Raw genomic sequence first — 12,678 nt, forward strand, 5'->3', positions numbered from 1 at the left:
ACGGGCCGGAAGGGATGTGCGTGATCGGCCCGCGCCGTAGGGTGCTCCTCAGGTACCCGTTCCCCTGACGACAAGGACCCTCGCTGGTGAGCGCGCCCCGGTTGCCGGACCATCTGGAACTGCTGCTGACCGACGAGCCCGTGCTGGACGTCTACGCGTTCGGGCCCTGGCGCGTTCCGGACGGGCTGTACGAGCGGATGCGGGAGCGCGCGGTGGCGTTCAACGCCGACCCGCGCGCGGCCGTGCTCTCCCGGCGGCTCAGCGACTTCTACGGTCCCGACACCTCCGTGACCGGAGCCGAGCAGTGGTCGCTGCTGACGTTCCTGCTGGGCGCGTCGGCGGTGCGGGCGGGATCGCGCGGCGACGTGGACTACGAGGTGCTGGGCGACTTCCTGGCCGCCCCGGAACGGGCGGTGCGCGACCCGTTCGCCTGGTTCACCCAGGGCGGCCGGTGGCGCCCGCCGGGGCTGTGGCTGCCCGAGCCCGCCGGGGACGACCCCGAACGCCGCGCGGTGATGTACGAGCTGGCCCGCGACGGGCTGGAGGTGTTCGAGGGGCTGGAGCCGGTGGCGGCGCGGCGGCGGGCGCTGGCCGGGCTGTTCGACCGGCGGGCCGCCGACCCGGCGCTGCGCGAGCAGGACCTGACCGCCCCGCCGGACCGCCTGGACGAGCTCTGGGCCGCCGGGCTGACCGACGAGGAGCTGGCGCTGCTGCCGGAGCTGTCCGGCCCGGTCGGCTACCTGGACTGGGCGGTCGCGGGGCTGACCGCCGCGCACGGTCGCCTCGTCGCCGCCGTCGGGGAGGGCGACCGCCTCCCCGACGCGCTGGCCCGGCTGCTGCTGGCCGCCGAGGTGCGGACCGCCCCGGCCGAGCTGGCGGTCCCGCTCGGCGCCGACGGCCACCAGGCCCTCACCGAGCGCCTGCGCGCGCTGCGCGACGATTTCGCGGTGGAGCCCTGGCAGCAGGAGGTACGCGCCTGGCTGGCGCGCGGCCTGGTGGCGGGGGAGGCCGACGCCTGCCGCGCCTGGCTCGACATGGCGGTGCGCGTGACCGGCGCGGCGCAGGGGCTGCCCGACCCGGCGGCCAGCCCGCGCTGCCTGGTGCCGATCCGGGCGTTCCAGACGGACCTGCGGCGGCTGTTCGCGGGCCGCCGCGTCGTCAACCCGATCGTCGAGCGGATGGCCGCCCGCCGCCCCGCCGAGCCCCCCGCCGAAACCGCCGCCGAGCCCGTCACCCCCGCCGAGCCCCCCGCTGAGCCCACCGTCGAGGGCGAGGCCGAGGGCGAGCCCCTGGTCGGGCAGCCGGAGCTGACCCGGGCGCTCCAGGACGGCCTGGGCGCGCGGCTGGCCGGGCTGCGCCCGCTGCGGCTGCTGGTCGCCGGGCCCGAGGGCACCGGCCGGGGCACCGCCGTCCGGCTCGCCGAGCGCGTGCTGGTCGAACGCGGCGCGATCCGCGACGCGCTGTGGATCTCCGACCAGGTGTTCGCCTCGCTCGGCGTCAGCGACGCGGTCCTGTGGCTCCAGGCGCGCGTCCGCGACTGCGTCGAGGGCCGCCTGCTGCTGGTGGTCGACGACCTGGAGCGCCTGGCCGCCCACGAGCGCTGCGGCCTGGCGGCCGTGGAGGAGCTGCGGCGGCTGATGGCCCGGTCGCCCGGCCTCGACGTGGTCGCGCTGTGCCACGCCGACGGCGACCGGCGGCTGTTCGACGTCAACCCGGCGCTGGTGCGCGCGTTCGAGGTGGCCCACACCCGCGACTTCACCGAGGCCGACCACGCGGAGCTGTTCCGCCGCGCGGCGGCCGACCGCGGCGTGGACGTCACCGCCGGGGCCGCGCGCGCCGCCGGGGCGCTGCTGGCCCGCACCCCCGCGCTGCGGAACCTGCGCGGCGCGCGGCTGGCCGAGCACCTGGCCGCCCAGTGCGCGGGCGTCGCCGTCGAACGCGCCCTGGCCCGGGGGAGCGCCACCGACCCCGCCGCCGACCCCGCCGCCGACCCCGACACCGGCGACGACGCGCCGACGATCACCGAGGCGGACCTGCCGCACCGGCTGCTGCCCGGCCACGCCACCGGCGACCCCCTGGCCGACCTGGACGCCTGCGTCGGCATCGCGCCGGTCAAACGCGAGATCCACGCCCTGGTCGCCGAGGCCCGCGCCGTCCACCTGCGCCGCGAGGCGGGGATGCGCGCCGGGGCGCGGCCCCGGCACCTGGCGTTCGCCGGGAACCCCGGCACCGGCCGCCGCACCGTCGCCGGGATCCTCGGCCGCGTCTACGCGGGCCTCGGCGTGCTGTCGTCGGGCCACCTGGTCGAGGTGGAGCGCGCCGACCTGCTCGGCGACCTGCCCGGCGAGGGCGCGATGCGGGTGCGGCGGGCCCTCGGCCGCGCCCAGGGCGGCGTGCTGGTGGTCCGCGACCCGCACACCCTCGCCGCGCCCGACGCCCCCTACGGCCGCGAGTCCCTGGACGCGCTGGTCGCCGCCGCGCAGAGCGACCCCGAGGACCTGGTGATCGTGCTGACCGGGCCGGAGGACGGGCTGAACGGCCTGCTGCGCGCCAACCCCGAGCTGGCCGCGCACGTCCCCCTGACGCTCCACTTCCCGGACCTCACCGACGCCGAGCTGGCGGAGGTGTTCCAGCGGCGCGCCGCCGCGTCGGGGTTCACGCTGGCCGACGGCGTCGCGGAGAAGGTCGCGGCGCTGCTGCGGGCCGCGCCGCGCGGGCCCGGCTTCGCCAACGCCCGCCTGGCGGCGAACCTGCTGGAGTGGGCGGTGGCGTTGCAGGGCCGCCGGGTGCTGGCCGACGGCGTGGTCGACGAGACCGAGCGCCTCGACGAGATCCTGCCCGCCGACGTCCCCGACTCCCTGGTCCCCGACCGCGAGACCGGCCGGGGCCCCGGCGACCCGCTCACCGAGATCGACCGGCTGGTGGGGCTGGCGGCGGTCAAGTCCGAGGTCGCGGGCCTGGTCGCCGACGCCCGCTCCGGCGAGCTGCGCCGCGAGGCCGGGCAGCCGGTCCCGCAGCCCGCCCGGCACATGGTGTTCACCGGCAACCCCGGCACCGCCAAGACCACCGTCGCGCGGCTCGTCGCCGAGGTCTACGCCGACCTCGGCCTGCTGTCGTCGGGCCACCTGGTCGAGGTGACCCGCGCCGCGCTGGTCGCCGAGTACGTCGGGCAGACCGCCCCGCGCGTGCGCGCCGCCGTCGAACGCGCCCTCGGCGGGGTGCTGTTCATCGACGAGGCGTACGCGCTCACCATGGGCGGCGGCGACCAGCGCGACTTCGGCCACGAGGCGGTCGCCGAGCTGATCGCCCTGATGGAGGAGCACCGCGCCGACCTGGTGGTGATCGTCGCCGGGTACGACCGGCCGATGGAGGCGTTCCTGCGCTCCAACCCCGGCCTGGCCGCCCGGTTCCCCAAGCGGATCCACTTCCCCGACTACACCGACGAGGAGCTGGTCGAGATCTTCGCGCACATGGCCACCGGCCACGGGTTCGCGCTGGCCGACGGGGTGCTGGAGGCGGTGGCGCGGCGGCTGGCGGCCGAGCCGCGCGACGAGTCGTTCGGCAACGCCCGCCTGGTCCGCAACCTGCTGGAGGAGACCATCTCCCGGCAGGGGCGGCGGCTCACCGCCGCCGCCGACACGGCCCCCGAGACGATCACCGCGGCCGAGGTGTGCCTGCTGCGCCCCGAGGACCTGCCGCCGGCCCCGGACCGGCCGGCGCGCATCGGCTTCGGCTACATCTGACGGGCGGGCGCCCTCCGCCGCCGCGGTGACGCCGGGGGCGGCGGCGTCATGCGCGGGATGGACGCGAACACCGCCCCCTTTTGTCTAAGGTCTACGGGACGGACACGCAGTCGGCCCGCCCGGGCCGAGTACAGGAAGGACGACCCGTGGCGCGCAGGCCCGCTCCCGTACCCGCTGAAGACCCCTATGCCCATGACGGGGACCAGCTGCGGGGCTACGGCGCCGCGCGCGGCCGCGACCCCTACGACCACGAGACGCACGGTTACGAGGCGCACGGTTACGAGGCGCAGGGGCACGACCCCTACGACCGGGACCCCTACGCCTCCTACGACGACCACGACGGCGGACGGCGGCGGCGCCCGCCGGTCCGGCGGGGCCGCCGCTGGCCGAAGGTCCTGGCCGGGCTCGTGGCCGTGGTGCTGCTGGTCGGCGTCGGCGGCTACTTCTACCTGGACTCCCGGCTGAAGCGCGAGGCGGTGCTCCAGGACTACGCGGGCCGCGTCGCGGACACCCCCGGCACCAACTGGCTGATCGTCGGCTCCGACAGCCGCGCGGGCCTCAGCCGGGCCGACCGCAGGCGGATGGCGACCGGCCGCGCCGAGGGCCGCCGGACCGACTCGATGATGCTGCTGCACTACGGCGCGGGCGGCACCACGCTGGTCAGCCTGCCGCGCGACTCCTACGTCCCGATCCCCGGCCGCGGCAGCAACAAGCTCAACGCGGCGTTCGCGTTCGGCGGTCCCAGGCTGCTGGTGCAGACCGTCGAGAAGGCCACCGGCGTGCGGATCGACCACTACGCCGAGATCGGGTTCGGCGGGTTCGTCGGCGTCGTCGACGCGATCGGCGGCGTGGAGATGTGCGTCAAGGAGCCGATGCGCGACCCCAAGGCGGGACTGAACCTCCAGCCCGGCTGCCAGGAGCTCGACGGCGCCAAGGCCCTCGGCTACGTCCGCACCCGCGCCTCGGCCCGCGCCGACCTGGACCGGGTGCAGCGGCAGCGGCAGTTCTTCGGGGCGCTGATGAAGCGCGCCACCAGCCCCTCGGTGATGTTCAACCCGTTCCGCAGCGTCCCGCTGGCGCTCAACGCCACCGAGAACTTCACCGTCGACGAGGACGACCACCTGTACGACCTGGTGCGGATGATGTGGGCGATGCGCGGCGTCACCGGCGGCGACGGCGTCACCACGACCGTCCCGATCGGCGGCAACGGCTCGGCGCCCGGCGTCGGCGCCTACATCACCTGGGACCGGAACCGGGCGGGACGGCTGTTCGAGGCGCTCCGCAGCGACCAGCGGGTGCCCGCCGACGTCGTGACCAAGTGACGTCGTGACCAGATGACGGCGTGACCGCGTGACCGATGGCGGTCGCGGCCCGTCGCCGAGGCGGTCCGCGAACGGGCCGCGGGCGCCGGTTACAGTCGTCGCATGACGGATGTGACGCCTGGTGCGGGTGCCGACCTGGACGCCCTGTCGACGAAGGACCTCCACGACCGCGCCCTGGCGCTGGCCAAGGCCCGGCGCGACGTCGGGTTCCTGTGGGAGCTGCTGCGCGCCATCCCGGCCGCCGCCGCGGCGCTCGGGGAGGTCGACCGCGCGAAGTTCGACATGCTGCACGGCCTGTCGCTGCTGGACGAGTTCGCCCACGCCGACGAGGGGGAGCTCGGCGAGGCGCTGCGCCCCCTCTACATCGACTACCTCACGCGGCGCGGCGACGCCGGCTGAGACGCGGACACGGCCTTTTTACCCCGCGTTGGTATGTGATCGCCGTCACTCGGGGAACTACCCTGCGTAGGCAACTGACTGCATAGGGTGGGGGACCGTGAACAAGAAGCACCTGAAGCTGGGCGCCATCGCCTTCGTCGCCTGGTACGTCATCAGCCGCCCCGAGGGCGCGGCCAACCTGGTCAACAGCGCGTTGGGGGGTCTCGGCGGCGCCGCCGAGTCGCTGTCACAGTTCGTGAGCGCCATTCCCTGACGGCTCCGTGACCGCCCCGTGCCCCTTGGGTGCGGGGCTTCTTCGCGCGCCGGGCACCATCCGCTTGCCGCGCCGTCACAGTAAAATCCCGCTTTGCGGGTCGGAGCAGATGGGCACAATCTGATCGGGTCAGTGTTGTGTCGCTGCGCTACAACAGGGACGGCGTTCGGATGAAGAAGAACCTCCGCTATGTGGCCATCGCCTTCGTCATCTTCTACCTTCTCACCTCCCCGAGAGCCGCGGCCGGGGTGGTGAACAACGCGTTCGACCAGCTCGGCAGGGCGGGGGAGCAGCTCGCCACCTTCGTGAACACGCTCGGCACCTGACGCCGGGCGGGAGGACGCGCGCCCGCCGCCTAGGATCGGCCGCATGTCTGTCTTCGATGTGGAGATCGGTGGTCTGCGCGGCGGTTCCGCGGACCTCGCGCGGTACCGGGGCAAGGCCGTGCTCGTCGTCAACGTCGCCTCCAAGTGCGGCCTGACGCCCCAGTACACGGGCCTGGAGCGGCTCCAGGAGCGCTACGCCGAACGCGGTTTCACCGTGCTCGGCGTCCCCTGCAACCAGTTCCTGGGGCAGGAGCCGGGCACGCCTGAGGAGATCGAGGCGTTCTGCTCGACCACCTACGGCGTGACCTTCCCGCTGACCGAGAAGGTCGAGGTCAACGGGGAGGGACGGCACCCCCTGTACCGCGAGCTGGTCGACGTCCCCGATGCCGGGGGTCACACCGGCGACATCCGCTGGAACTTCGAGAAGTTCCTGGTCGCGCCGGACGGCACGGTCGTCGCGCGCTTCGCGCCGCAGGCCGGGCCCGATTCCGACGAGGTCGTGGCCGCGATCGAGAAGCACCTCCCCGCCTGAGGCCTGCCTGAGGCCCGCCTGACACCCCCGACACCCGGCGCGGAGGGCGCCGTGGGCGAGGCGCTCCGCCCGGCTCGCCGGGCGGAGTCCTTCGCGGGCGGCGCGCACACGGGACGGCTCGTCGGGACAGGTCGTGTGGTCTCCGCGTTCCCCCATGCTCGCCCCCCACTCCCGGCGGGACTGTGTCGTCGGACACATCGCCGGGGATCGGTTGTCGCTATTCGACGGCACGTCTAGCTTGGGGTCGGCGGCATGACGTGGGAGGTGCGCCATGGGCGGATGGAGCGCGGCCGACATCCCGGACCTGTCCGGTCGGCGGGCGATCGTCACCGGGGCCAACAGCGGCCTCGGCTACCACACGGCGCTCGGCCTCGCCCGGCGCGGCGCCTCCGTCGTGCTGGCCTGCCGCTCCGCCGAACGCGGGCGGGCGGCCCTCGACCGGATCCGCGCCGCCGCCCCCGACGCCGACGCCGTCCTCGGCTCGCTGGACCTGGCCGACCTGTCCTCGGTGCGGGCGTTCGCCAAGCGCCACGGTGACGAGCCGCTGGACCTGCTGGTCAACAACGCCGGGGTGATGGCCCTGCCGCGCCGCACCACCGCCGACGGCTTCGAGACGCAGTTCGGCACCAACCATCTCGGCCACTTCGCGCTCACGGGCCTGCTGCTGCCCGCGCTGCGCGCCGCGGGCTCTCCCCGCGTGACCACGGTGACCAGCGGTTTCGCGTGGGCGGGCGCCGTCCGCTGGGACGACCTCCAGGGGGAGCGCCGCTACAACAAGTGGCTGGCGTACGCGCAGTCGAAGCTGGCGAACATCCTGTTCGCCAGGGAGCTCGACCGCCGCTACGCCGACCTGCTGGGCAACGCCGCCCACCCCGGTTACGCCAGCACCAACCTCCAGGCCGCGGGCGCGAGGATGACGGGCCGCCGCCTGGAGGAGCGGCTGATGACCTACGCCAACACGCTCGTGGCGCAGTCGGCGGCGATGGGCGCCCTGCCGACCCTGTACGCGGCGACCGCGCCGGACGCCGAGGGCGGCGCGCTGTACGGCCCGCGCGGGTTCCAGTACCGGGGCGCGCCGGTGAAGGTGGCGGCGCCGCCGCGTGCGGGCCGCCGGGGCCTGGCCGAGCGCCTGTGGCGGGTGTCGGAGGACCTGACGGGCGTGGTCTACGAGTCCTGATCCCGCGGGCCGGGATCGGGCGCCGCCAGGCCGTGGACGGCCTGCGCGACGGCCGCCTCGACGACGGCCGCGGCGCGGTCGGCGCGGCGCTGGGCGGCGTCGGCGGCCGCCTCCACGATGCCCTGGATGAGCTCGGCGCGCAGCTCGGGTTCGGGGACGCCGCTGTCGGCGAGCGCGGCGACCAGGGGGCGCAGGAGCTGCGCGTGGCCGTCGCGGATGCGCTCGCGGGCGGGCTCGGCCAGGGCGTGCTCGACGAGCTGGACGGCCGCCGCGTGCCGCCCGTCGGTCATGACCTCCAGCTGGGCGCGGATGTAGGCGTCCACCTTGGCGACCAGGTCGGGCGGGCCGGCCAGGGCGCGTTCGACGTGGGCGGCCCAGCGGGGCAGCTCCTCCTCGACGATCGCGGCGACCAGGTCGTCCTTGGAGCGGAAGTACTCGTACAGGCTCGGCCGGGACAGCCCCACCCGGCGGGCCAGGGCGGCCAGTGACAGCGCCTCGATGCCCTCCTCGGCGACCAGGGCGCGGGCGGCGTCCAGCAGGGTCCTCAGTTGGCGGGCGCGGTGCTCGGCGACGGTGGGTTCGCTGATTCTCGGCACCCGCCCATTCTACGTTTTCCGACATGGTGTCGGTAACTTTGCTTTCCGACGCTTCGTAGGTATCTTTGCCTACGCGATGTCGGGAAGAGAGGGGTTCGCCGTGTGGTTTCTGGCGTGGCGGGAGATCCGCCACGGCCGCGTCCGGTTCGGGCTGACCGCCGCGCTGGTGGGGCTGGTCGCGTTCCTGGTCTTCATGCTGACGGGGCTGGCGGTCGGCCTCGGGGACGCCGGGGTGTCGGGGCTGCGGCGGCTGCCGGGCGCGGTCGTGGTCTACTCGGCGGGCGCGGAGCGGGTGCTGTCGCGCAGCGCGCTGCCCGCCGCCGACGCCGCGCGGATCGCCGCCGTTCCCGGCGTGACGGCCGTGCGCCCCCTCGGCCAGTCGATGGCGCAGGCCAAGGGCCCGAACGGCGCGTTCCCGGTGGCGCTGACGGGGACCGATGGGGCCGGCGACGGGATCGTCCTCGACCGGACCCTGGCGCCCGAGGCCGGGATCGGCCAGACGGTGACCCTGCAACCGGGCGGCGTCCGGGTGAGGGTCGCGGGCTTCGCCGACCTGGGCTCGGTGCAGCACACCGCCGTGGCGCGGGTCCCCCTTCCGGTGTGGCGGCGCACCCAGCCGGCCCGCCCGGCGACGGGCGTCTACCTGGTCGACACCGACCGCGACCCCGGCGCCACCGCCGCCGCGATCACGAGCGCCGTCGCGGGGACCGAGGCGGTCACCCGGCGGGCCGCGATCGACGCCGTTCCCGGCTACGCCGCCGAGACCGGCACCATCGCCATGATCCGCGGCTTCCTGCTGGCGGTCTCGGCCCTGCTCGTCGGCACCGTCTTCTGGATCTTCACGATGCAGAAGGAGGCGAGCCTGGCGGTGCTGCGCGCGACCGGCGCCCGCGCCCGCCTGCTGGTCGGCTCCTACCTGCTCCAGGTCGCCGTCACCACGGTCCTCGGCGTCGCGGCGGGCTTCGCGGTGGTGCTCGGGGCGGGCGCGGCGATGCCCGCCGGGGCGTTCTCGCTGCCCGGCTCCGCCGCCGCCCTGTCGGCCGTGCTGCTGGCGGTCCTCGCGCTGGCCGCGTCGGCAGCGTCCCTGCACCGCCTGCTCACCGTCGACCCGCTGCTGTCCCTGGGGAGGAACGCGTGACCGCCGCGCCCACCGCCGCCCCCGCCGCGCCGCTGGTGCTGCGCGGCGTCCGCCACTCCTACGGCGAGGCCGAGGTCCTGCACGGGGTCGACCTGACCCTGCGCGGGGGAGAGGCGGTCGCGCTCCTCGGTCCCAGCGGCTCGGGCAAGACGACGCTGCTGGCCGTGGCCGGGGGCCTGCTGCGCCCCACCTCCGGCGAGGTGACGGTGCTGGGCGCCCCGCTGACGGGCCGCCGCGACGAGGCCGCCCGCCGGGTCGCCTACGTCCTCCAGGCGGGCTCGTTGATCCCCTACCTCACCGTCGAGGAGAACCTGCTGGTCCGCCGGGTGGTGACCGGCCGCCGCCCGACCCCGGCCGACCGCGCCGAGGCCCGGCGCCTGCTGGAGGCGGTGGACCTGGCGGCCAGGGCCGGCCGCTATCCCGACCGGCTCTCCGGCGGCGAGCGCCAGCGCGCCTGCGTGGCCCAGGCCCTGTTCACCAGGGCCCCGGTGCTGCTGGCCGACGAGCCGACGGCGAGCCTCGACCGGGCCCGGGGCCGGGCGGTGACCGAGCTGCTGACCGCCCACGCCCGTGACACCGGGGCGGCGGTCCTGCTGGCCACCCATGACGAGCGGGCCCTCGACCTGACCGACCGCACCGTCTCGATCGAGGACGGCCTCCTGCGCGACGGTCACTGAGAGAGAAGGGGTCTTTTGTCCGGTTTAACGGTCTTTGAGGGGGCTAGAAGGGGGCCACGGCTCACGACGGCAAGGAGGCCGATCATGCTGTGGTACTGCCGATTCCGGTACCAGCCCGGGGCGCGCGCGGAGGAGGTCCGCTCCCGCGTGCTCGACCAGCACGACAAGGGGCTGAACAGCCCCGAGAAGATCCGCGGCTGGTACAACCTGGCCGGCGGCGGTGCGGGCTTCATGCTGGTGGAGACCGACGACCCGCAGGAGCTGACCGACATCCTGGAGCCGTACATGGACGTGGTCAACTGGGACGTCCACGCCATCTACGAGCTGCCGTACGACCAGATGATCGAGAAGTTCCGCAAGCAGCGCTGAGCCGGCCCGTGACCCGCGCCGGCCCGGACGGGCCCGCGCGGGTCACGGCCCCCGCTCGGGGTCCCAGTCCAGCGTCGCGGGGATCGACCCCTCCAGGGTCAGCAGCCAGCGCTTGACCTCCACGCCCGAACCGCCGCTGTAGCCGCCGAGGCCGTTGGACGCCACGACCCGGTGGCACGGCACGATCAGCGGGATGGGGTTGCTGCCCATCACCTGCCCGATGCCCTGCGCCGGGACGCCCGCGCCGCTGCGCGTGCCGAGCTGGCCGTAGGTGACGACCTCGCCGTAGCCGACGCCGTCGAACAGCGTTCCGAGGACCTGCCGCTGGATCCGCGAGGTGAGCCGCCAGTCGATCGGCAGCTCGAACCTCGTCAGCCTCCCGGCGAAGTAGTCCGCGATCTGGGCCAGCACCGGCCCGGTGCGCGCCGGATCGGTCACGACGGGCAGCCGGAACGCCGCCTCCGCGCGCTCGCGCTCCTCCGGCCCGTCACCGAACGCCAGCCACCCGACCCCGGCCTCGGTCACCCCGACCAGGATGTTCCCGAGGGCGGTCCGTACCGACCCGAACGCCACCGTCTCGCTCATATCCCTCATCCTTCACCGTCGACCGGCGTCCCGTCATTCATACGGACACCGGCGCGGCCGTTCCGGTTGCGGAGCGACAGCAGCAGGGCGAGGGTCATGGGCGCGACGAGCGCGAGGGCCACCACGCCGAGCGCCGCGTACGACAGCGCGGTGACGACCGCGCCCGCGGTGATCCCGGCGAGCGCCCCGCCGCCGTTCATCAGCAGGTCCGACAGGCCCTGCACGGCCGGACGGTCGGCGGCCCGCACCGACTCGGTCAGCAGCGCCGAACCGCCCACCAGCCCGAACGACCACCCGACGCCGAGCAGCGTCAGCGCCACCGACAGCAGGACCACGTCGTGCGGGCCCGACATCGCCGCCAGCCCCGCCGCCGTCGCCAGCATCGCCATGCCGCCCAGCAGCACCGGCACCCGCCCGAACCGGTCGGCCAGCCATCCCGGCAGCGGTGACAACGCGTACATCCCGGCGATGTGCAGGCTGATCACCACGCCCACGACCGTGAGGTCGGCGTGCCCGTGGTGCAGGTGCACCGGCGTCATGATCATCACCGCGACCATCACCATGTGGCTGACCACGATGGCGGCGACGGCGAGCCGCGCCCGCCCGTTGCGGCGCAGCTCCCGCCAGCCGCCGCCCTTCGGGGCCCGGGTCCCGGCCGCCTTCCCCGGGGCGACCCGGAGCGGGTCGGGCCGCAGCAGGAACAGCACCCCCAGCGCCGAGACCGCGAACATCGCCGCGGCCAGCGCGAAGGGCCCCGACCAGGGGGCCAGCCCCAGCCCGCGGGCGACCCGGTCGGCGGGACCGGCCAGGTTGGGCCCGGCGATGGACCCGATCGTGGTCGCCCACACCACCACCGACAGGTCGCGCGCCGTGCGGCCGGGGGCCGACAGGTCCGTGGCCGCGTACCGGGCCGCGAGGCCGCCCGCCGTCCCGCCCCCGAACAGGAACAGCCCGGCCAGCAGCAGCGGCCAGAACTCCAGCGCGGCGGCGACGGCGGCGACCGTCCCGCCGAGCGCCGCGCTCCCGTACGCCAGCGCGAGCGCCGGCCGCCGCCCCCGGCCCGCGGCCAGCCGGGCCATCGGCACCGCCAGCACGGCCGCCCCCGTGATCGCGCTGGTCTGGGCGACCCCGCCGACCGCCTCCGACCCCGACAGCGTGACGGCGGCGAGCGTGCTGATCGCCACCCCGGTCGCCACCCCGACCTCGCCGAGGACCTGGGTGGCGGTCAGCACGGCCAGCACCCTCCGCTGCGCCGGGTGCCGCTCCCCGGAGGCCAGGGGCCTGTCGTCCACGACCGTCATCCCATTCCATCCCGTCATCAGCGAATGCGCGTATCAATCATGTTATGCCCGGTAAAGATACTCCACCGGGGTATCTATTCCGCACCCGGACCAGAGACCGGCCGACGGCCCCGGGCCTGCCGGGGGAGACACCCGGACGGCGGGGCCGCGGCTGACCGCGTTGACCTCGGTCGGAGGGGCCGCCGAGGGTCATGGAGCCCGGCTCACCCGACACGTTGACGACCCGGACGGTTCCACGGCACGAGCGGATGTGACGCGTA

13 protein-coding genes are annotated in these 12,678 nt (G+C 75.2%); 10 read left to right on the top strand and 3 right to left on the bottom strand.

Features of this window, described 5'->3' with window-relative positions:
• Positions 1-86: 86 nt before the first annotated feature.
• From HNR61_RS49965 to HNR61_RS19275, 7 genes are all read left to right on the top strand, one after another.
• Positions 87-3,743, top strand: coding sequence for an AAA family ATPase (locus HNR61_RS49965; protein ID WP_182844500.1), 3,657 nt, complete (start codon positions 87-89; stop codon positions 3,741-3,743).
• Between the two features lie 146 nt (positions 3,744-3,889).
• Complete coding sequence (locus tag HNR61_RS19250; RefSeq protein ID WP_182844501.1) at positions 3,890-5,065, top strand: LCP family protein; 1,176 nt, start codon at positions 3,890-3,892, stop codon at positions 5,063-5,065.
• A gap of 102 nt (positions 5,066-5,167) precedes the next feature.
• On the top strand, positions 5,168-5,464 hold the full coding sequence (locus HNR61_RS19255; protein WP_182844502.1) for a hypothetical protein: 297 nt from the start codon (positions 5,168-5,170) through the stop codon (positions 5,462-5,464).
• A 97-nt stretch (positions 5,465-5,561) separates the two neighbouring features.
• Positions 5,562-5,717: a hypothetical protein gene (locus HNR61_RS19260; RefSeq protein ID WP_169814015.1), complete on the top strand. Its 156-nt coding sequence runs from the start codon at positions 5,562-5,564 to the stop codon at positions 5,715-5,717.
• Between the two features lie 170 nt (positions 5,718-5,887).
• On the top strand, positions 5,888-6,043 hold the full coding sequence (locus HNR61_RS19265) for a hypothetical protein (protein ID WP_182844503.1): 156 nt from the start codon (positions 5,888-5,890) through the stop codon (positions 6,041-6,043).
• Between the two features lie 43 nt (positions 6,044-6,086).
• Positions 6,087-6,575 (top strand): glutathione peroxidase, encoded by a 489-nt coding sequence (locus HNR61_RS19270; protein WP_182844504.1) that lies wholly within the window; start codon positions 6,087-6,089, stop codon positions 6,573-6,575.
• Positions 6,576-6,846: 271 nt separating this feature from the next.
• The gene (locus tag HNR61_RS19275) at positions 6,847-7,752 is read left to right on the top strand and encodes an oxidoreductase (protein WP_182844505.1); all 906 of its coding nucleotides are present in this window, start codon (positions 6,847-6,849) and stop codon (positions 7,750-7,752) included.
• On the opposite strand, the gene HNR61_RS19280 is transcribed toward HNR61_RS19275, so the two are convergent.
• The gene (locus tag HNR61_RS19280) at positions 7,740-8,348 is read right to left on the bottom strand and encodes a TetR/AcrR family transcriptional regulator (RefSeq protein WP_182844506.1); all 609 of its coding nucleotides are present in this window, start codon (positions 8,346-8,348) and stop codon (positions 7,740-7,742) included. The genes HNR61_RS19275 and HNR61_RS19280 overlap by 13 nt on opposite strands.
• Positions 8,349-8,424: 76 nt before the next feature.
• Here HNR61_RS19280 and HNR61_RS19285 point away from each other — a divergent pair, with 76 nt between their 5' ends.
• The 3 genes from HNR61_RS19285 (at position 8,425) to HNR61_RS19295 (ending at position 10,532) form a co-directional block, all read left to right on the top strand.
• Positions 8,425-9,486, top strand: a complete 1,062-nt coding sequence (locus HNR61_RS19285; RefSeq protein WP_182844507.1) for an FtsX-like permease family protein — start codon at positions 8,425-8,427, stop codon at positions 9,484-9,486.
• Complete coding sequence (locus HNR61_RS19290; protein ID WP_182844508.1) at positions 9,483-10,163, top strand: ABC transporter ATP-binding protein; 681 nt, start codon at positions 9,483-9,485, stop codon at positions 10,161-10,163. The genes HNR61_RS19285 and HNR61_RS19290 overlap by 4 nt, the downstream gene beginning before the upstream one ends.
• Before the next feature lie 84 nt (positions 10,164-10,247).
• Entirely contained in the window at positions 10,248-10,532 is a 285-nt protein-coding gene (locus tag HNR61_RS19295) for a DUF3303 domain-containing protein (RefSeq protein ID WP_182844509.1), read from the top strand.
• A gap of 42 nt (positions 10,533-10,574) precedes the next feature.
• On the opposite strand, the gene HNR61_RS19300 is transcribed toward HNR61_RS19295, so the two are convergent.
• Together HNR61_RS19300 and HNR61_RS19305 are read right to left on the bottom strand one after the other, a co-directional pair.
• On the bottom strand, positions 10,575-11,117 hold the full coding sequence (locus tag HNR61_RS19300; RefSeq protein WP_182844510.1) for a methylated-DNA--[protein]-cysteine S-methyltransferase: 543 nt from the start codon (positions 11,115-11,117) through the stop codon (positions 10,575-10,577).
• A 5-nt stretch (positions 11,118-11,122) separates the two neighbouring features.
• On the bottom strand, positions 11,123-12,418 hold the full coding sequence (locus HNR61_RS19305) for an MFS transporter (RefSeq protein ID WP_182844655.1): 1,296 nt from the start codon (positions 12,416-12,418) through the stop codon (positions 11,123-11,125).
• Positions 12,419-12,678 lie beyond the last annotated feature (260 nt).

The organism is Actinomadura kijaniata (assembly GCF_014138665.1).
GTDB lineage: Bacteria > Actinomycetota > Actinomycetes > Streptosporangiales > Streptosporangiaceae > Spirillospora > Spirillospora kijaniata.

What these genes read in the sequence shown, in the direction of transcription:
- HNR61_RS19270 (WP_182844504.1), top strand. Translation starts at nt 6,087, where the DNA reads ATGTCTGTCTTCGATGTGGAGATCGGTGGTCTGCGCGGCGGTTCCGCG.
- HNR61_RS19295 (WP_182844509.1), top strand. Translation starts at nt 10,248, where the DNA reads ATGCTGTGGTACTGCCGATTCCGGTACCAGCCCGGGGCGCGCGCGGAG.
- HNR61_RS19285 (WP_182844507.1), top strand. Translation starts at nt 8,425, where the DNA reads ATGTCGGGAAGAGAGGGGTTCGCCGTGTGGTTTCTGGCGTGGCGGGAG.
- HNR61_RS19300 (WP_182844510.1), bottom strand. Translation starts at nt 11,117, where the DNA reads ATGAGCGAGACGGTGGCGTTCGGGTCGGTACGGACCGCCCTCGGGAAC.
- HNR61_RS19275 (WP_182844505.1), top strand. Translation starts at nt 6,847, where the DNA reads ATGGGCGGATGGAGCGCGGCCGACATCCCGGACCTGTCCGGTCGGCGG.
- HNR61_RS19305 (WP_182844655.1), bottom strand. Translation starts at nt 12,418, where the DNA reads ATGACGGTCGTGGACGACAGGCCCCTGGCCTCCGGGGAGCGGCACCCG.
- HNR61_RS19255 (WP_182844502.1), top strand. Translation starts at nt 5,168, where the DNA reads ATGACGGATGTGACGCCTGGTGCGGGTGCCGACCTGGACGCCCTGTCG.
- HNR61_RS19265 (WP_182844503.1), top strand. Translation starts at nt 5,888, where the DNA reads ATGAAGAAGAACCTCCGCTATGTGGCCATCGCCTTCGTCATCTTCTAC.